Raw genomic sequence first — 21,208 nt, 5'->3', positions numbered from 1 at the left:
ACACCTTTCCTCTGTTCCTTAAATTTTTGTATTTATGTCCCAGCCTCTTCTTACTATTATTTAAATGTTGCACCAATGAAATCACGGAATAATGGTTGTGGACGGTTTGGACGTGACACGAACTCTGGGTGGAATTGGCATGCTACAAAGAAATTGTTTTCTGGTAGTTCAATGATTTCTACTAATTTTCCATCCGGGCTTGTTCCTGAGAACACAAGACCTTCTGCTTCCATTGCTTCACGGTATTCATTGTTAAATTCATAACGATGACGGTGACGTTCATAGACAAGCTCTTTGCCATAAGCATCACTTGCTTTTGAGCCTTCTTTTAACTTACATGGATATAAACCTAAACGTAATGTTCCACCAATATCTACGCTATCGTTTTGATCTGGTAGGAAATCAATAATAGGATACTGTGTTTCTGCATCAAGCTCTGTAGAATGTGCTCCTTTTAAGCCTAGTACGTTACGAGCAAATTCAATTGTTGCTAATTGCATACCTAAGCAAATTCCTAAGAATGGTACATTATTCTCACGAGCATATTGCGTAGCTAAAATTTTGCCCTCAACCCCGCGATCACCAAAGCCACCAGGAACTAAAATAGCATCTGCACCTTTAAGTAACGATACAACATTATCAGCATCTACATGCTCTGCATTAATCCAATCAATATCAATATCAGAGTTAAACGCATAACCTGCATGTTTTAACGCTTCTACTACTGAAATATAAGCATCTTGTAGCTCAACATATTTCCCTACTAATGCCACTCTGCGTTTATTTGGTAAGCTCTTCACTTTTGCCACAAGGTCACGCCATTCTTCCATATCTGCCTCTGGCGCTTTAATGCCGAAATGATCAAGCACGATATCATCGAAATCTTGTGCATGGAGATTTAAAGGTACTTCATATAAGTGCTCTGCATCACGAGATTCAATAATTTCATGAGGTTGTACGTCACAGAACAATGCTAGTTTTTCTTTCATATCTTGTGGTACTTCTTGTTCTGTACGCACAACGATAATATTTGGTTGAATCCCTAAAGAACGTAATTCTTTAACAGAATGTTGCGTTGGTTTTGTTTTTAATTCACCAGCAGCTTTAATGTAAGGAATTAGTGTACAGTGTACATACATGACATTGTTATGACCTAAGTTTGTTTTCATTTGACGAATGGCTTCTAGGAATGGTAGTGATTCAATATCGCCTACCGTTCCCCCAACCTCTGTAATAACAACATCTGCGTTTGTTTCACGTCCAGCGCGTTGGATACGATCTTTAATTTCATTTGTAATATGAGGAATTACTTGGACTGTTCCACCGTTGTAATCACCACGACGTTCTTTTTGTAAAACAGATTGATAAACGCGACCAGATGTCACAGTTGAATGTTTTCCTAGGTTAATGTCAATGAAGCGTTCATAGTGACCTAAGTCTAAGTCAGCCTCTGCACCATCATCTGTTACAAATACCTCACCATGTTGATAAGGACTCATTGTACCTGGGTCGATATTGATATATGGGTCAAATTTTTGAATTGTAACTTCTAACCCACGGTTTTTTAATAAACGTCCTAGAGATGCTGCAACAATCCCTTTTCCAAGTGATGACACTACCCCACCTGTTACAAAAATATACTTTGTCATGAAAAATTCCTCCTTATGTTGTTCTAGATCTTGTTAGTAAAAAAAGTATATTGCGTCCATCCAATGTGTCACTTATGTTTACCGATTCGCCTAATTGCAGGAAGGTAATGTAAACGTTCAACACCGTTGTATGGACCTGAATAAGAAACATCTATGCTTTCCTATCCCTAAAATAAGAAAAGCCGAGAATGCCTACATAAGATGCAGTCAATTCGAAGCTGTAATCGTTTCTATCTCTTTTTTACTTTCCTTTTCTACATTGTCCTTCATCGTAAAGTGATTTTGCATTCCTCTCTTGTGAGCAATTTCATTATCCCTCCACTAGAAGCACTAACATATTCTCAGTCACCGATTTACTTTACAGAAAGAATAGTTCTGCAACATATAGCTTGCTATCCTTATCTATACGTATGGGAGTGCTTGACTGAATATTGATTAATTACCCTCTCGGCGTATGCGTTCAGATTTATTCAAACCTGCTAAAAAAGCGGATTTTAAAACTGTACCTTCTGCCAAGCCTTTAACTTAATTTAGCTTCCCAAAGCAAGTTAAAAACAAAAAAAACGCCCCTCCTGCATAGGTTTGCAGGGGGAGCGTATTATATACACGGTCTTTCTCCTTTTTTTAAGGAGCCCAAGTAAAAGATTAAACGTAACCGTGATAGAAGTCAAGAATTTTTACTACATGTAAAAAAGTAAGAAAATTCAAAGCAAGTTAGTCTTACACTTCTTCCTCTTCTTCTTCTTCAAATTCTTCATCATCTTCAATGAAATCTTCATCTATTTCTTCATCAATATCTTCTATATCTTCTTCATCAAAGTCGATATCTTCTTTTTCTTCATCGATTTCTTCTTCAACAAATTCTTCATAGTCTTCATCGAAGTCAATTTCTTCTTCGTCTAAATCTTCCTCTATATCATCTTCATCATCAAGAGCAGCTTTAGATTTTTTCTTATGTGTTTTCACAGAAGGAGCTGTTTCTTCTTCGATTTGTTCAACTTTAAACCATTCACGTAAGCCCCAACCAGTTTCTTGATTGAATAAGAAACGTCCATCAATGTTCATATCTGTGTAAAATTGTAGTAAGCGTGATTTTATTTCTTCATCGCTATAGCCAACAAGCTCTTTAATAATTGTAAGCAGGTCATTAAATGACACTGAAGCACGTTTTTCTGTTAAAATTGCATAAGCTAAGTTAATTAACGATTCTTCCGCTAATTGTTCCTTTGTCATTTCACGAAAATTCAATTCGTGCACTTCCTTCCTCTCATCACAATGGACGTTTTAAAATTAAATAGTGCTTTATTTTCGGAGCGCAGCTAAAAAAGACCGCACAAAAGTAACTTTCCATACCATAAGCATAATACCCATTATATACAATGTTTTAGTCTCTTTGCTACCTTCAATTACTGTTTTTTATATTACACATTTTTTTTATCCCTAGAAAAAACAAATATATCGATAATAAAAGTAAAGGAATAGCGCCAATTTGCTTATTATACAGGAAAATGACTCCTAATACTAAAGCTAAAACAATAATGTAGTGAATTATTGATTTCATCCTCCGCTGCGCCCCCCTCTTTTTTACATTTCTATTATAACGAAAATAAAAAGAAGTGCCTAATCGTATGACTAGACACTAAAAAATTAGCAGTTTTTCGGATAGACTAGCATTGCCGTTCCTCATTAAGCAAATTCACAGTCTTTTGTTTTACATATTGCGACGGAATTGTCCTCCGACTTCATATAAAGCCTTTGTAATTTGTCCTAGACTCGCTACTTTTACAGTTTCCATTAGCTCTTCGAAAATATTGCCATTGTTTACAGCTACCTCTTGTAAGCGGGCTATCGCTGCTTCTGTTGCCCCCTCATGCTGTTGCCAGAATAACTGTAAATTGCGAATTTGTGTTTCTTTTTCTTCTGATGACGCACGAGCAATTTCCATATTATCAATCGCATCATCTGTAGGCGGATTCGGGTTTAAGTATGTGTTAACACCGATGATTGGTAATTCACCTGAATGCTTTAACATTTCATAATGCATCGATTCTTCTTGAATTTTACCGCGTTGATATTGGGTTTCCATCGCACCCAGTACACCGCCACGATCATTAATACGATCAAACTCTTCTAACACAGCTTCCTCTACTAAATCCGTCAATTCCTCTACGATAAATGCACCTTGTAATGGATTTTCATTTTTCGCTAAGCCATGTTCTTTTGTAATAATCATTTGTATTGCCATTGCCCGTCTTACTGATTCCTCTGTTGGCGTAGTAATGGCTTCATCATATGCATTTGTATGCAAAGAGTTACAATTATCTTGCAATGCCATAAGTGCCTGTAATGTTGTTCGAATATCATTAAAATCTATTTCTTGAGCATGCAAACTTCGCCCAGAAGTTTGGATATGATATTTAAGCTTTTGTGCACGGTCATTTGCACCGTATTTATCACGCATGACAACTGCCCAAATACGACGTGCTACACGGCCAATTACTGTATACTCCGGATCTAAACCGTTTGAGAAGAAGAATGATAAATTTGGTGCGAAATCATCAATATTCATACCTCGGCTTAAATAATATTCAACATACGTAAAGCCGTTTGCAAGTGTAAATGCTAGCTGTGAAATTGGGTTCGCTCCTGCTTCTGCAATATGATAGCCCGAAATAGAGACAGAATAGTAGTTACGCACTTTTTTGTCGATAAAATATTGTTGAATATCGCCCATCATGCGAAGCGCAAATTCCGTAGAGAAAATACATGTATTTTGCCCTTGATCTTCTTTTAAAATATCAGCCTGTACTGTACCACGCACAACCTGCAATGTTTTCTCACGCGTCTCTGTAAATTCTTCAACTGTTAATGGTCTTCCTAGTTCTTTTTCTCGTAATTGAACTTGTTGATCAATAGCTGTATTCATAAACATCGCCAAAATAATTGGCGCTGGTCCATTAATTGTCATAGATACAGAGGTTGAAGGTGCACAAAGGTCAAAGCCTGCATAGAGCTTTTTCATATCCTCAAGCGTACAAATAGAGACGCCTGATTCACCAACTTTACCGTAAATATCCGGACGGTAATCAGGATCCTCGCCATAGAGCGTTACCGAGTCAAACGCGGTTGATAAACGTTTAGCATCATCATCTTTCGATAAATAGTGGAAGCGTTTATTTGTACGTTCTGGCGTACCCTCGCCAGCAAATTGTCGTTTCGGGTCTTCTCCTTCACGCTTGAACTGGAATACACCTGCTGTATAAGGGAATTCTCCTGGTACATTTTCACGATATACCCAACGTAAAATTTCACCGTAGTCCACAAACTTCGGCAGTACAACTTTCGGTATTTTTGTGCCTGAAAGACTCGTTGTCGTTAAAATTGTACGAATTTCCTTATCGCGCACTTTGGTTACAAACTCATCCCCAGCATAAGCTTCTTTCAATGCTTGCCAATTATCTAAAATACGCTTTGATTCTGCTGTTAATTCATCTCGTACACCTTCCGCTAAAGAAGTAAGTGATGCAACAAGGGCATCATCTGGCGCCTTTTCCATTACTGCTGCGATGGCACCTTCTAATTGGAATAAGCGACGAGCAAATGCAACCTGCTGCTCTGTTTTTTTATGATAGCCACGCACTGTATCAGTTATTTCACGAAGATAATAGCGACGATCATTCGGAATAATAACATCCTGCTTTTGCGTTTTGGCAAATTGTTCGTAACCTGTTTCCCAATCGCTTCCTGTTTTTTGGTTAATAATCTGAACCAATGCAGCAAATAACGCATTCGTTCCTTTATCATTAAATTGACTGGCAATCGTGCCGTAAACAGGCATTTTATCGATTGGTTCATCCCAAAGCTCTCGAGAACGTTGGTATTGCTTCTGTACTTGACGTAGTGCGTCTTCTGAGCCTTTTCGTTCAAATTTATTGATGGCAATGACATCAGCAAAATCAATCATATCGATTTTCTCAAGCTGTGTCGGTGCTCCAAATTCGCTCGTCATTACATACATGGATAAATCAGTGAATTTTGTAATTTCTGCATCGCCTTGACCAATACCACTCGTTTCAACGATGATTAAATCATAGCCTGCCACACGTACAACATCCAATACATCGCCAATAGAAGCCGAAAGCTCCGTACGAGAACCACGTGTTGCTAAACTTCGCATATAGACACGGTTATTGAAAATAGCATTCATACGAATACGATCTCCAAGTAAAGCGCCACCAGTTTTTTGCTTTGTTGGATCCACCGATAAAATTGCTACACGCTTTTCTGGGAATTCTTTTAAAAAACGACGGATAAGCTCATCCGTTAAAGAGGATTTACCAGCACCACCTGTACCTGTAATCCCTAAAATCGGTGTTCCTTTTGAGCGCTTACGTGCTTCCTCTAGCATTCTTTTCGTTTCTTCATCGTTATTCGATTCAGCTGCAGTTATTAAATTTGCTAAAATTTCTGGTGTTTCAGTTGTTAAAGCATCTAGCTTTTCTAAATAGTCACCAGTTGCAGTTGGAAAATCTGTACCTTTAATTTGCTCATTAATCATACCTTGCAGCCCTAATACACGACCATCTTCTGGTGAGAAAATACCTGCAACGCCGTAAGCATGTAATTCTTTAATTTCACGAGGCAAGATCACACCGCCACCGCCACCGTATATTTTAATATGCGGTGCACCTTTCTCACGCAGTAAATCATACATATATTTAAAGTATTCCATATGGCCGCCTTGATAAGAAGATACAGCAATGCCTTGTGCATCCTCTTGAATCGCAGCATTGACGACTTCTTCTACAGAGCGATTATGTCCCAAATGAATGACTTCCACACCGCTCGATTGTAAAATCCGTCGCATAATATTGACCGAAGCATCATGACCATCAAAAAGACTTGATGCTGTAACAAAACGTACGTGATTTTTTGGACGATACACATCTACCTTTGTCATATGAAACCCCTACTTTCTCCCCTTAGTAAATCTTTTCATCAATGTTTGCATTGATTTCATCATTTAAAAAGTACAAACACAGAACCATTTTGCTTCGTACCGATGCTTTGCTAGCAAGCAGTGAATCACTGTTAAATGCCAGCTTCCGACTCGTTCAAATGAAAAATCGACACATTGTATGGGCTTCTTGAGCCTAGTGAAATACCATCAGCTCTGCGCCATACGCCATTATGAAAAAAATCGGTAATTGCAATGTCGCATTATGCAATTACCGACAAACCCCTTTGGAACTTATTAAAACCCCTTAATGCCTGAAATGAACAATGTTGTTTGCATTTCAATATACTCGTCAAGCGTATGTTGACGGTGAAGCGCCCATTTGCGGAACGCCCAGCTTTGACCTTGAACAACTAAATTATTTGCTGCTAAATGAATTTGCTGATCAGTCATTGTTAGTTCCCCTGACTGTACGCACCGTTTTAACAATCGTTCAAAAGTGGCAACCATCTCAAACTCTTTACTAAAAACATAACGCTGTGCTTCTTTGGATAATGATTTCGTTTCCTGATACATGATTGTTAATTCATCTACCATGCTATCGATTTGTAAAAAATACTCACGAATCATTTCTTTTAACTCTTCTATCGTTCCTGCCTTTATCTCATAGCTTGATAGACGTTCCATCGCATGGTGGTAGATGCTATCACAAACGAGGTATAGTACATCTTCTTTTGTACGAATATATTCATATAATGTACCGATACTAAAACCTGCTGCTTTAGCAATTTCTCTTGTAGTAGCACGATGGAATCCTTTTTCTTTAAATAATTTAATAGCACCTTGAATCATTTGTTCTCGGCGGATGGCAATGAGATTTTCGTCTTTCACGGTTGACTGGACTTGGGGTCTTTTGTTCTTTTCTGTCATAAATTATTTCGTCAACATACGCGAGATAACAAGACGTTGAATCTCTTGTGTACCTTCGTAAATTTGAGTAATTTTCGCATCACGCATAAAGCGTTCTACTGGATAATCTTTCGTGTAACCATAACCACCAAAGACTTGAACTGCCTCAGTTGTGACGCTCATTGCTGTATCACCAGCCATTAACTTTGCCATTGCCGATGCCTTACCGTAAGGAAGATTGTTTGTCTCTAACCAAGCAGCTTGGTATGTAAGCAGACGAGATGCTTCAATTTGCGTTGCCATATCCGCTAATTTAAAGGACACACCTTGGTTTGCAGTAATTGGCTTACCGAATTGTACACGCTCTTTGGCATATTCAACCGCAGCATCTAAAGCACCTTGCGCAATTCCTACTGCTTGAGCTGCAATGCCGTTACGTCCACCATCAAGTGTTGTCATTGCAATTTTAAAGCCGTCTCCTTCAGCCCCAAGTAAGTTTTCTTTTGGTACACGGCAGTTATCGAAAATAATTTCTGTTGTCGGTGATGAACGAATCCCTAGTTTTTTCTCCTTTTTACCGACTGAAAAACCTGCAAAACCTGCTTCAACGATAAAAGCGGACGTGCCGTTTTTCGCTTCTGGGTCTGTTACTGCAAATACGATATATGTATCTGCTACGCCACCGTTTGTAATAAAAATCTTTGAACCATTTAGAATATAATCATCGCCATCGCGTTTTGCATACGTTCTCATACCACCAGCATCCGAACCAGAACCTGGCTCTGTTAAACCATAAGCACCGATATGTTTGCCTTCTGCCATTGGTCGCAGGTACTTTTGTTTTTGTTCTTCAGTACCAAATTTATATAGCGGCCAACCTGCTAAAGAAGTATGAGCAGATAATGTTACCCCTGTCGAAGCACATACACGAGATAATTCTTCAACAGCAATGACATAGGCAAGGTAGTCAAAGCCTGCACCACCATATTCTTCTGGCCACGGAATACCTGTTAAGCCTAATTCAGCCATCTTATCAAAAATGGCACGATCAAATTCTTCATTTTCATCGCGTTCTGCGGCTGTTGGTGCTACCTCATTTAAAGCAAAGTCGCGAATCATTTCACGTAATTGTTCATGTTCTTCTGTTAATTGAAAGTTCATTGTCCATTTCCCCTTTAATTTTAATGAAGTTCGCCTGTTCCTTTATTGAATTGCCTATAAATACGTGTGCATAAACTAAATTCTTTTACGAATGTTGGCACTCTATTAAATTAAATATTTACTAATCACTAGTTTTTGAATTTCACTTGTACCTTCGTAAATTTCTGTCACTTTAGCATCACGGAAATAACGTTCTACTGGATAATCCTCGGTGTAGCCGTAGCCACCAAAAATTTGTACGGCTTCAATCGCTGTTTGTACAGCTGTTCGAGAAGCAAAGAGTTTTGCCATTGATGCCTCTGCTCCACATGGTAAACCTTTCGCACGTAAATCAGCTGCACGATACACAAGCAATTTTGCCGCTTCTACAGCCGTTGCCATATCGGCTAGCTTAAAGCCAACTCCTTGCTGTACGGCGATTGGTTTGCCAAATTGCACACGCTCTTTGGCGTATGCAGTCGCTGCTTCAAGAGCTGCTTCAGCGATTCCTAAAGCTTGTGCCGCGATTCCTATGCGCCCCACATCCAAATTTGCCATTGCGATTTTGAAGCCCTCTCCTTCTTCCCCTAGAAGGTTAGCGACCGGAATTCGACAGTTATCAAATGTTAATTGGACCGTACGTGAACCATGTAGCCCCATTTTGTGCTCATCCTTGCCTATAATTAGGCCCGGCGTACCCTTTTCAACAATAAATGCTGAAATGCCACGTGTTTTTGCAGCTTGATTAGTGGAGGCAAAAACGATATAAACATCTGCTTCGCCTCCGTTTGTAATAAATACTTTTGAGCCGTTAATGACATATTCATCACCATCACGCACTGCTTTTGACTGTAAGGAGCCTGCATCCGAACCCGCACTTGGCTCTGTTAAACAAAATGCCCCTAAATATTCACCTGCTGCTAGCTTCGGAACATAACGTTGTTTTTGCTCATCGTTACCAAAATAAATAATTGGGTTTGTACCTACAGACGTATGTACTGATAATATAACACCCATCACTGCGCTCACTTTTGATAATTCATTGATTGCGATAATATACGAAGTAAAATCCATCGCAGAGCCACCTAGTTCTTCTGGGGTTGTGATGCCCATTAAACCTAATTCACCCATTTGTGTAAGCAGTTCACGCGGAAACTCACCAGCCTCCATTCGTTCTACCCACGGTGCGATTTTCTCCTGTGAGAAATCGCGCACCATATCACGCATCATTAATTGCTCATCCGTAAATTGTAAATGCATCTATAATGTCACCCCTCTATGCTGTCACGTAGCATTACACATTAACATACTTTTAGCAAAAGCCCTCTAAATGTAACGCCTAGCTAAAGTAAGTTAAGACCTCGATGGCTAGCACAAATTTTATTGAGCCTGCACTCCAAAATCTGAACACCATTACGCCTAGGTGTAATTATTGTGAATATCCCATCCCCATAGGACTATTCGTAAACGTAAAAGCCTCTTCCTGATTTTTTACCTAGCCAACCTGCTGCTACATATTTGCGTAATAAAGGACAAGGTCTGTACTTACTATCACCTAGGCCCTCATGTAAAATTTCCATAATAGATAAACATGTATCTAAGCCGATAAAGTCTGCTAATGTTAATGGCCCCATCGGATGATTCATGCCCAGCTTCATCACATCATCGATCGCTTCTTTCGATGCGACTCCCTCATATAATGCATAAATTGCTTCATTAATCATCGGCAGTAAAATGCGGTTTGCAATAAAGCCTGGGAAGTCATTTACTTCCACTGGTGTTTTTGCTAACTTTACAGTCATTTCTTCCACAGCTTTGTAAACCTCGTCAGCCGTCGCTAAACCTCTAATAATTTCGACAAGCTTCATAACAGGTACTGGGTTCATAAAGTGCATCCCGATTACTTGCTCTGGCCGGTTTGTGACTGCTGCAATTTCTGTAATCGGCAGAGATGATGTATTTGTCGCCAGTATGGCGTGAGCAGGTGCAATTGTATCTAATTGCTTGAAAATGGATTGCTTCACTTCCATATTTTCAACTGCTGCCTCGATAATAATATCAACATCACTAGCATCCTTTAAATCTAGTGACATCTGAATGCGACTTAGAATAGCCATTTTTTCATCTGCTGTTTTACGACCCTTTTCAACATCACGTGTTAAGTTTTTTGTGATAACGCTTAATCCACGCTCAAAAAAGGATTGCTGTATATCATTCAATAACACGTCATAGCCAGCTTGTGCACAAACTTGCGCAATCCCTGAACCCATTTGCCCTGCACCAATTACCATTACTTTTTGAATTCCCATTATTCATGTCCCCTTTGTTTTGGTACTTCAATCATTATGGCATCGCCTTGCCCGCCACCTGAACAAATTGCCGCAATCCCGATTCCACCACCACGGCGTTTTAATTCATGTGCCAGTGTTAAGATAATGCGTGCACCGGATGCGCCAATCGGATGACCTAGCGCTACTGCACCACCGTTGACATTTACTTTTTCTGCATCAAGATCTGCCAACTGGTTGCTAATAAGCGCTACTGCTGCAAAGGCTTCGTTGATTTCAATTAAATCGATGTCAGCTAATGATTTCCCCGTCTTTTTTAGTAGGCTGTTAATCACAAGACCTGGTGTTTGCGGGAAATTTTCTGGTTCAATTGCCAGTTCTGCATGACCGATAATGACAGCGAGTGGCTCTCTACCTTCCCGTATTGCGCGGTCTTCATTCATGATGACAAGAGCACATGCGCCATCATTGACACCTGGTGCATTGCCTGCTGTTATGGAACCATCCTTTTCAAAGGCTGGCTTGAGCTTAGAGAGCACTTCCTGCGTAGTGCCAGGTCTTGGTGCTTCGTCGGTATTGACTACAAGCGGATCACCCTTACGTTGTGCGATTTGTACAGGCACAATCTCCTCGGCAAAATAACCTTGTTCAATGGCTGCAATCGCACGTTCATGACTGCGGACAGCCCATGCATCTTGTTCTTGACGACTTAAGGAAAATTCACCTGCTGCCTTATTACCGTAGCTCCCCATAGGTGGTCTTGCCTGATTAAAGGCACAAGTTAAACCGTCATAAAGCATGCCGTCTACCATTGTTGAATCGCCCATTCGTAAACCTGTGCGACCATTTTGAAGATAATACGGTGCATTTGACATCGATTCCATACCACCAGCAATCATTACTTCTTCGTCCCCTAAACGAATTAACTGATCGGCTAATGTTACTGCGCGCATCCCCGACGCACAAACTTTATTAATCGTTTCAGTTTTGACTGCTACTGGTAATTCTGCCTTCAGTGAAGCCTGTCTTGATGGTATTTGTCCTTGCCCACCTTGTAAAACTGACCCTAAAATTACTTCACCTACTGCATCTGGCGCGATATTTGCCTTTTCCAATGCGCCCTTAATGGCGATAGCACCTAAGTCACTGGCGCTAAGAGTGGAAAGTGAACCACCAAATTTACCAAATGCCGTTCTTGCTCCTGCTAATATTACAGCTCTATTCAAGTAAAACACCCCTTTTGTTTTACGTTACTCGAAGAAGTATCAAAGCGATCATTGTTGACTGAACGCTCGCTCGACTCTTCTCGATAAAAAATGGGAGTTTTTTAATAACTCCCATTTCCAATTAATCTTATTCTACAAAACAATTAATTATTGTGCAATTTATATTTTTCAGATAAAGAAAATATTTCTACAATAATTATCATTTCTCTGCGTTTAGCTCTTCATTCTTGTCTTGCTCTTGTGAGTCAACAGATGCTACCACTTCTTCTAGCATTTCTTCTGTTAGTTCATCAACATTGTCTGCGACAGTTTTCACTTTTTCCCCAAACACAGAGCGTTCTAGTAATTCTGCTACATCGAATGTGCTGATAGTATCTTCAACCTCTTTTGCCTTTGTACCGTCCTCTAACATCGTTAAACAGTATGGGCATCCTGAAGAAATAACTGAAGCATTCGTTGCTAACGCTTGCTCTGTTCGTGCTACATTGATGCGATTGCCAACATGCTCTTCCATCCACATTAAGCCACCACCTGCGCCACAGCACATGGCTGTTTCACGATTGCGTTCCATTTCCACCAGCTTCACACCTGGAATGCCTCGTAAAATTTCACGTGGCGCATCGTAGACATCATTGTAACGACCTAAATAACAAGAGTCGTGGAAGACAATTGTTTCCTCTACTTCATAGTTCAGTACTAAACGATTTTCTTCAATCAATTGATTTAGTAATTCCGTATGGTGATAGACTTCGCCTTTCCAACCAAAATCTTGATATTCATTTTTAAAGATATTATATGCGTGCGGATCAATTGTGACGATTTTCTTTACATCATTTTTCTCAAACTCATCAATATTGGCTGTTGCCAACTCTTGGAATAAAAATTCATTTCCTAAACGACGTGGTGTATCCCCAGAGTTTTTCTCTTTATTTCCTAGAATTGCAAACTTCACGCCCGCTTCGTTCATTAGACGGCAGAAAGCTAAAGCAATTTTTTGAGAGCGATTATCAAAAGCACCCATAGAGCCTACCCACAACAAGTACTCCATTTCCTCGCCTGATTTTTTCAGTTCCTTCACGGTTGGAATATGGATTGTTGGGTCTAAATCACGCCAGTTTTCTTTTTCTTTTCGATTTAGTCCCCAAGGATTTCCTTGGCGTTCAATGTTTGTCATTGCTCGCTGTGCATCTGAGTTTACTTTTCCTTCCGTCATCGTTAAGTAGCGACGTAAGTCAATGATTTTATCGACATGCTCGTTCATAACAGGACATTGATCTTCACAGTTACGGCAAGTTGTACATGCCCAAATCTCTTCCTCTGTAATTACATCCCCGATTAAAGATGGACTATAAATATCCTCAATTACTGCCCCTTCAGCACCTGCTGCCATTGCAAGCTGATTGCCCTTTGTATTTGCAAAAAATTGATAAGGCACCCACGGTTTTTGCTTTGTTACAACCGCACCCGTAAATGTTAAATGATCCCGAAGCTTGACGATTAAATCCATTGGTGAAAGCATTTTGCCAGTTCCTGTTGCTGGGCACATATTTGTACAACGGCCACATTCTACACAAGAATATAAATCTAGCATTTGTTTTTGCGTAAAGTCTTGAATACGTCCTACCCCGATAGATGGGATATCGTCTTCACTTTCAGCATTTTCTCCAGCTTCCTCAAGCGCCTCGAAGTCGATTGGCGTTAACGTACCTGTGCGATCTAAGCGGTTCATATACACATTGATAGGGCTGACAATCAAGTGGAAATGCTTCGATTGCGGTACATAAATTAAAAACGTTAATAATATTAATAAATGAGCCCACCATGCTATATAGAAAACAGTTGCTGCTGCAGACGTTGGTAAAAAACTAAAAATTGCTGCAATGCTAGAAGCAACAGGCTCTGTGTACGTTAAACCTTCGCCATGCCAGATAAGACCCATACCGTTTGCCAGCAATGTTGAAAGCATTAAGCCACCAATAAAAATCAATACAAGACCATTTTTCCAGCCTCGTTTTAGACGTACTAGTTTTTCCACATAGCGACGATAAAATGCCCAGACAACCGCCACTAAAATCATTAATACTACTAGCTCTTGGAAGAATGTGAATACACCATAGAACATGCCAAGTGGTAAATGAGAGCCTGGTACTAACCCCTTCCAAATTAAATCGATAGCCCCTAACTGAACCATTAAGAAACCATAAAAGAACATCACGTGAATTAAACCACTTTTAGGATCCTTTAACAGCTTATTTTGACCAAACACATTCACCATTAAATAACGAATGCGTTCTTGGACACTTTCATCAAACTCAACCTTTTTCCCCAATTGCACAAATTTATAGCGTGTTTTTAACAGATAGATAAATAACCCTACTGCATAAAGCACAACCACGACTGTTAGAACAATGTTTGCAATTACTAATGGACTCATGGTTGGTCCCCCCTTTAGTTTGTCGTAAATTTTCTCTCTTTGTGTTAATATTTCTAGCTCAAACGTAAATGTATGACATTTCACCACTATATCCACATTCTAATAAATGAGTGAGCATTCAGTCAACATAAAACGAAAAAATTTCTGATAATTTTATATTCTTACATTTTATAAGCAAAAAAGCTACCCTGATTTTTACTTTCGGAGTAGCTTTTTGGCATTTGAATTTATCGTTTTATCTTACAATTACTTGTATTCATCGTCATAAATTCCGCTTAAAATATTTATTTTAAAAATGGTTCTTTTTTTGCATCGTTAGGCTCAAATCTTTTGTTTATTTGCTGTTATGCGTTGCTGCCTTCTTCTCTACTTAAGTTATTTTTTAAAGACATTGCCACTACGAATATATTCAATATCAGGTAAGTTTAAACGTGCATTCACAACACGTGCTGCGGCAAATAAATAATCTGATAAACGATTTAAATATTTTTGTACAATAGTCGGTACATCTTCAATTTCTTTCATTAGCGTTACCATTTGGCGCTCTGCTCGGCGTGCAACTGTACGTGCGATGTGTAATGTTGCAGCGGCCGGCGCTCCACCAGGTAAGATAAATTTCTCTAATGGTGGCGCTTCGTCTGACAATGCATCTATTCGCGCCTCTAGTACTTCAATCGGTGCTTCCGTTAACTTATAATGACGTTCCTTCATAACATTTGCTAAATCACCGCCTGCATCAAAAAGCTCATGTTGAATCGTTTCTAAATCCACTAAAATATCTTTAAATAACGCGCGATCTAATTCACTAACAGCCTTGCCGATAAATGAATTTAATTCATCAATTGCCCCGTATGTTTCCACACGTAGACTATCTTTGTCGACACGCCCACCAATTAAGCTTGTTTTCCCTGTATCGCCTGTTTTTGTGTAAAGTTTCATCCTGTTCCACTCCTATGCTTTATTTTTATAATTTTGAATTGCTTGCACCGTCGTCTCATAAACACCTTTACCAATAATCTTACCAACAGCCGTAATCGGTCCACCATAGCGCATTTCCTCACCCTTTTGCGTTGCCGCAATAAGCAAACTATCGGTCGCAGTACCAGTCGCAATCGTATCAGTTAAATGATCCCGAATGTTTTCTGATTGTAAAGCCTTTGTTTTAGCTTCATTTGCAGTCATCAATGCTTGAAAAAATGCCTCTTCCGATAAACAGCCATTGATGACAACCCACGTATTGATAGTACCAATATATGGCGTATCCTGCCGTTCGTGTGTACGAGAGACATCTACAGCATTGCCAACACCTGCTGTTACCACAACAAACACACTCCCAAAGGCAGTGCTATATTCATTAAGTGCAAACAGTTGTGTAGGAACAGCCGTTAACATAACAACTGTGCTTGTCGGTGAAAAATGCTCCCTTTGTAAAAAGTCCGCAACTTCTTGTTTAACATCACTAATAACATAATCTCCTGGCACTGAACGATTTAATAGACAGTCATACCATCCTATACCAGGATTATGAACAGCCGAAGAAACGGTTTTTAAAGGAATGGTTGATTTTAGTTGAATATAATCTGGCGTTACTCGAAAGTCTTCTTTTACGATGTCAGCGCGTTGCTGATATTCATTGGTTGATGGCATAATTGTAATTTGCGGTTTCGGTATTTCAGGGTGGGCATAGGTTGTTACCCGTGCCTGATATACATCCTCAATTTGTGAAGCTATTAACACCTTATGTGGTACACCTAAAGCACGTACAGAGCCACTCTCCATTAACAATAATTCATCACAATAAAGAGAGGCTAAATTCATGTCATGTAGCACCATAATAACTGTTAAACCGCACTCGATTGCTTCCTTACGCACCATATCCAAAAGTTGACGTTGATGGGCAATATCTAAGTGATTGGTCGGCTCATCTAGCAATAATACTTCTGCTGTTTGCGCCAAAGCTTGCGCTACAAAAACCCGTTGTTGCTCGCCGCCCGATAGAAATTCCATCGATGTATGCTCATAGCGTGCTACGCCTGTTTGATCCATGGCATATTGAACAGCTCGTTCATCCTGCTCTGACCAATTGGAAAAAAAACCAGTTTGATGCGGATAACGACCGAGCGATACCGCTTCCCGCACGGTATTTGAAAATGCATTGGCATGTAATTGTGGTAAGACGGCCATCTTTTTCGCCAGCGCGCGTGGACTATAGTGTTTAATATTTTTGCCATCTAAAAAAACCGTTCCTGCTGTTGCAGGCAATAGACCACTAATGACTTTCAATAATGTCGATTTACCACTACCATTCGGTCCTAAAATGCCAAGGATTTTCCCCTTTTCAACGGTAAAACTAACATCTTTGACGATAGGTACGTCCTCATAGCCACCCGATAGGTGTTCAACGATAATCATACACGTACCCCCTTGCTTCGACGTTGCTTATAGAAAATATAAGAAAAGACAGGAGCACCGATAAATGCAGTAATAACGCCTATTGGTAATTCCCGAGGAATAATGATCGTTCGCGCCACTAAATCACAAATAATTAGCAATGTTGCGCCATTGATAAATGATAACGGCAATAGATGACGGTGATCCGAACCCCAAATCATGCGTGTCATATGTGGCACAACTAAACCGACAAAACCGATTGTGCCAGAAACAGCAACAGCCGCACCAGTCAGCATAGAGCCCCCTACTAAAATTAAATATTTACTACGCTTTACATTGACACCTAAATGCTTTGCACGTTCTTCTCCGTATAATAGAACATTGAGCTCTCGTCTTTGCGTCCACAGAATAGCAGAGCCTATGACAACAAATGGTGTAATCATCTGCACATACGGCCAGCCCCGCATCGAAACTGAACCAAGCAACCAGCCTATCACTTGGCGGAGCTCTTCTCCTGATAATGCAATCATTAAGGAAATAAGAGATCCTAAAAAAGAACTAAAAATAACGCCTGTTAAAATAAGTGTTTCCATTTTCAGTGCACGGTCGACTATTCTGGCAAAGCTCATGACAGCTACCATTGTTAGTACCGCACCCACCATACTAAGCGTTGGTAATGCATACAGCCCGACAACCGGTATCGAGATACCAAAAAATAATGTCACCACAGCACCTACTGACGCTCCCGAAGATACACCTAGTGTATAAGGGTCTGCCAATGGATTCTTTAATAATCCTTGGAAGGCTGCCCCTGCAATCGCCAACGATGCGCCAACAAGTCCTGCCAGCAATACGCGTGGCAACCTAATTTTCCATAAAATATTAGCGGCTGTTTCATCTGCCGCCCTATTCCAAAATACTTCAAATGGAATATGAACCGAGCCTATTGATACGCCACACCAGATGCTAACAAGAAGTAACGTAATGGCTGTAATATAGGCTAATAATGCTCTACTCACTCGAAAGCCTCTGGATAGATGGCTTTCGCTAACTCTTCAAGCCCATCTGCTAAACGCGGGCCTTGACGACTTGTTAAATTTTCATCTACTTGTACAATTGCTTTATTTTTTACAGCTGTAATAGTATCAAAGCCTGCACGTTGTGGAATTTTCGTTAAAATATTTGGCACATAATCGTATGTGACAACGATGACATCTGGATTTTTTGTAATAATTTGCTCCGCATCAATTTTGAACCAACCAGTTGTATCGGCTGCAATATTTTCAGCATGAATCATATTTAGCATTTCCTGCATAAATGTATCCTTACCAGGTGTGTAGATTTCAGGCTCATCTGACGTTTCGACAAAGACTTTCTTTGGTTCCACATCCTGCAATTTCGCTTGGATTTCTTCCACTTTGGCTTTCATATTAGCAATAATTTTTTGTGCCTCCGGTAACTTACCAGTTGCGCGTCCTAATTGCTCAATCGTCGTATAAGTTTCATTAAAATCGCTTGCATTCGCCACTACAAATACCTTTACACCTGCTGCCTCAAGCTGCTCCATCGCTCCATCTAAAGAAGCCATTCCTGATTCATGAGCAAACACAATATCTGGCTGTAAGGCGATAATTTGTTCAATATTGAACTCCATACTGCCGACTTTTTCTTTTTTAGCTGCCTCCGGTGGATAATCATCATAATCATTGACGCCGACAATTTCGTCATCTAGGCCAAGCCCAAATAATATTTCTGTATTACTCGGAATAAGAGAAACAATTTTTTCTGGCGGTGCTTCTAGCACGATATCTTTGCCAGTAGCATCTTTTATTGTCACTGGAAATGTTGCTTCTTCTTGTTTGGTTACTTGTTGCTCCTGCTGCTCTGATGCAGATTGCTCGTTTTTCGGTTGTGCTCCACATGCTGCAAGTAAACCCATTGCCAAAAATGCTGATAATCCTATCTTCCAATACTTTTTCATTGTGAATCCTCCTTAGATTGTATGTGCATTTTTTAGCTCTGTTAACTTGATTGATCGATAGTATAGGGATTGTCATTATTAAATATGGAGATTGCTCACCTTTATTTTCAATGGTTATCGATAGTCGCCTTACAAAACATAAAAAAAGCCCTCGTCCATTTAACGAGAGGCGGGCTTGCACAAAAAAACCACCATCCTATCCTCGTAGGCTGAAATGTAATGTTCTATAAAGGCAGGTCTCCTGGCTCGTGCTCCAAATGCTTTTTCATGCCTTCCCAAAATAGCTTTCAGTGGCATCCATTGAAAAAACTCACACTTACAGTGGCGGGACCGCATCGGAATTACACCGATTTCCCTTTTCACTTTACTTAAGTAAAGAACCTTTATAATATTCAGTTGATTTTATTATACATGAAAATAGAAATAGGGAACGATAAAAAAAGTGACACCATTCTATGTGCTTCAAAAATTGTGTGCGTGCCTGACACCCTAAAGACGGTAGATAAACTCACAAAAATTTGAGTTTATCTACCGTCTGAAAACTTTTTAAAAAGGCTTATTTCCTTACATAATATCTGAAAAATACTGGACCGTTTTCATGGGTGCGCCAATTTCGCGTAATGCCCATGTATTTTCTAAATATATATCTGCTAGCTTTTCGTATTTGCCACCAAATTTAGCTGCCCATTCGACTGCTACTACACTTTCATAGAGATGAGCCATTTTTTCGGCTACTCCCTTTGCCTCGTATGATTTAGTAGCTTCATCCAGACAACTAAATATTTGTAATGTACCTTCTAATTTCGCTAGTTGCTCTTCCACAATTTGCACTAATGAGCCATTTGCTAATTTAGTCAACCGCTCATGCATTACTCGTACAAATAATTCATGGGCAAAATATTTATCGACTAAGCGAATAAGCTCTAATGCTAAAATATTCGCTGTACCTTCCCACACCGTAAGTACTTGCGCATCTCTAAGCAAACGAGGCGTAACAAAATCTTCAATATAGCCATTTCCCCCATGTAATTCAATCGCTTCGCTTGCATAATGTACCGCTTGTTCAGCCGTTTCTTTCTTCATAATGGCGATATTCAAGCGATTAAGAATCATATCCTGCTCATCGCCCTGACCACTCGTTACCCTGTCATACAATTGAATAAGGTCGAAAACAGTAGCCACTTCTACATGGACCTTCGCCGCATATTTCCCTAATGTATCTTGAATCATAGGATATTGAATTAAAGGTTGCCCAAATGCATTCCGATTAGTCACATAATGCTTCGCCTCTAAAAATCCGCGACGCATAATACCGATAGAAGCCACTGCATTGCAAATTCTAGATAAATTAAGCGCCTCTAACATATAATAGATTCCTTTATTTGGTTCCCCAACGACATATGCTAACGAACCATCAAACTCTACCTCACCTGATGGCACTGCTCTCACACCGAGCTTATCTTTTAAACGACGAATGCGAAGGTTGTTTATCTTACCATTGTCTAGACGCCAAGGGACCGCAAATAATGTTAAACCTTTCGAACCTGTAGATGCGCCCTCAATGCGTGCTAAAACCATTGCCACACCACACATTCCTACATTCGATGCAAAATATTTTTCTCCGTACATAAGATAATGCTGTCCATCTTGTCTAGCCTTTACAATATTTGCGCCAACATCTGAACCACCTTGCCGCTCTGTTAAAAATGTTGCTCCCTCATATAGCTCTGTATCTCCTGTTGCACAAACATGTGGTAAAAATCGTTGCTTCAACTCTTCACTTGCATAATGATCCAGCAAATAGGCTGTTGCCATCGTTAACGTGACGGGGCAATAGAAGCCTGGCTCCGCGTGAGATAGTAAATAGCCTTGCGCAAAGCTATAGACATAATTCCCCTTCCTACCTAACTGCGGAATGTTCTTATGCACATAGCCTACAATTCCCGTGTTGTATGTTTCTTCAATGGTTTTTTTGTAGCCTTCATTGACCCAAACTTCCGAAACTTCCTCACCATATGCATTATAGCGTTGCAATCGAGGTTCGCCCTCTCGATCAGTATGCTTTGCCCTTACGTCAATAGCACCTGCACAAAGCTCACCAAAATCCGTTAATTCTCGCTTAGCATAGACGAATAACTCTTTATCTAGCATCATGTCTAATAGTTGTTGGAGCGTCTCATCCTCTGTGAAAAAATTAGTGGTCTGTCTTGCATCCTGCTGTAGCACTTTCATA

General features: G+C 39.9%; 14 protein-coding genes and 1 riboswitch. All 14 genes read right to left on the bottom strand.

Annotated elements, in window-relative coordinates; all coding sequences use genetic code 11:
- Window positions 1-56: 56 nt before the first annotated feature.
- The 14 genes from T479_RS02580 to T479_RS02515 all read right to left on the bottom strand — a co-directional run bounded on the left by T479_RS02580 (window position 57) and on the right by T479_RS02515 (window position 21,207).
- A complete protein-coding gene (locus T479_RS02580) occupies window positions 57-1,649 on the bottom strand; it encodes a CTP synthase (RefSeq protein WP_024362878.1) in 1,593 nt (530 codons plus the stop codon).
- A 720-nt stretch (window positions 1,650-2,369) separates the two neighbouring features.
- Window positions 2,370-2,897, bottom strand: coding sequence for a DNA-directed RNA polymerase subunit delta (gene rpoE, locus T479_RS02575; protein WP_024362877.1), 528 nt, complete (start codon window positions 2,895-2,897; stop codon window positions 2,370-2,372).
- Window positions 2,898-3,360: 463 nt separating this feature from the next.
- Window positions 3,361-6,609 (bottom strand): fused isobutyryl-CoA mutase/GTPase IcmF, encoded by a 3,249-nt coding sequence (icmF, locus tag T479_RS02570; RefSeq protein ID WP_025218578.1) that lies wholly within the window; start codon window positions 6,607-6,609, stop codon window positions 3,361-3,363.
- Window positions 6,610-6,903: 294 nt separating this feature from the next.
- Window positions 6,904-7,536 carry a TetR/AcrR family transcriptional regulator gene (locus T479_RS02565; protein WP_024362875.1) on the bottom strand — a complete coding sequence of 211 codons (633 nt, stop codon included), beginning with the start codon at window positions 7,534-7,536 and terminating at the stop codon, window positions 6,904-6,906.
- Between the two features lie 3 nt (window positions 7,537-7,539).
- Window positions 7,540-8,676 carry an acyl-CoA dehydrogenase gene (locus T479_RS02560; RefSeq protein ID WP_024362874.1) on the bottom strand — a complete coding sequence of 379 codons (1,137 nt, stop codon included), beginning with the start codon at window positions 8,674-8,676 and terminating at the stop codon, window positions 7,540-7,542.
- 105 nt (window positions 8,677-8,781) lie between these two features.
- Window positions 8,782-9,915, bottom strand: coding sequence for an acyl-CoA dehydrogenase (locus T479_RS02555; protein ID WP_024362873.1), 1,134 nt, complete (start codon window positions 9,913-9,915; stop codon window positions 8,782-8,784).
- A gap of 197 nt (window positions 9,916-10,112) precedes the next feature.
- Window positions 10,113-10,964, bottom strand: coding sequence for a 3-hydroxybutyryl-CoA dehydrogenase (locus T479_RS02550; protein ID WP_024362872.1), 852 nt, complete (start codon window positions 10,962-10,964; stop codon window positions 10,113-10,115).
- Window positions 10,964-12,169, bottom strand: a complete 1,206-nt coding sequence (locus T479_RS02545) for an acetyl-CoA C-acetyltransferase (protein WP_025218577.1) — start codon at window positions 12,167-12,169, stop codon at window positions 10,964-10,966. Before T479_RS02545 ends, T479_RS02550 begins: the two co-directional genes overlap by 1 nt.
- A 199-nt stretch (window positions 12,170-12,368) precedes the next feature.
- On the bottom strand, window positions 12,369-14,603 hold the full coding sequence (locus T479_RS02540) for a heterodisulfide reductase-related iron-sulfur binding cluster (RefSeq protein WP_024362870.1): 2,235 nt from the start codon (window positions 14,601-14,603) through the stop codon (window positions 12,369-12,371).
- 375 nt (window positions 14,604-14,978) lie between these two features.
- Window positions 14,979-15,542 carry a cob(I)yrinic acid a,c-diamide adenosyltransferase gene (locus tag T479_RS02535; RefSeq protein WP_024362869.1) on the bottom strand — a complete coding sequence of 188 codons (564 nt, stop codon included), beginning with the start codon at window positions 15,540-15,542 and terminating at the stop codon, window positions 14,979-14,981.
- Between the two features lie 12 nt (window positions 15,543-15,554).
- On the bottom strand, window positions 15,555-17,015 hold the full coding sequence (locus tag T479_RS02530) for a bifunctional ABC transporter ATP-binding protein/adenosylcobinamide amidohydrolase (protein WP_024362868.1): 1,461 nt from the start codon (window positions 17,013-17,015) through the stop codon (window positions 15,555-15,557).
- Entirely contained in the window at window positions 17,012-18,013 is a 1,002-nt protein-coding gene (locus T479_RS02525; protein WP_024362867.1) for a FecCD family ABC transporter permease, read from the bottom strand. The genes T479_RS02530 and T479_RS02525 overlap by 4 nt, the downstream gene beginning before the upstream one ends.
- Window positions 18,010-18,975, bottom strand: a complete 966-nt coding sequence (locus T479_RS02520; RefSeq protein WP_024362866.1) for an ABC transporter substrate-binding protein — start codon at window positions 18,973-18,975, stop codon at window positions 18,010-18,012. Before T479_RS02520 ends, T479_RS02525 begins: the two co-directional genes overlap by 4 nt.
- Before the next feature lie 214 nt (window positions 18,976-19,189).
- Window positions 19,190-19,375, bottom strand: a riboswitch (cobalamin riboswitch).
- Window positions 19,376-19,539: 164 nt separating this feature from the next.
- Complete coding sequence (locus T479_RS02515; RefSeq protein WP_025218576.1) at window positions 19,540-21,207, bottom strand: acyl-CoA dehydrogenase family protein; 1,668 nt, start codon at window positions 21,205-21,207, stop codon at window positions 19,540-19,542.
- Window position 21,208: the final 1 nt, after the last annotated feature.

The sequence above is a fragment of the Lysinibacillus sphaericus genome (genome assembly GCF_000600105.1).
Classification (GTDB): Bacteria; Bacillota; Bacilli; order Bacillales_A; family Planococcaceae; genus Lysinibacillus; species Lysinibacillus sphaericus.
This window is presented reverse-complemented; position numbering and strand designations above follow the sequence as displayed.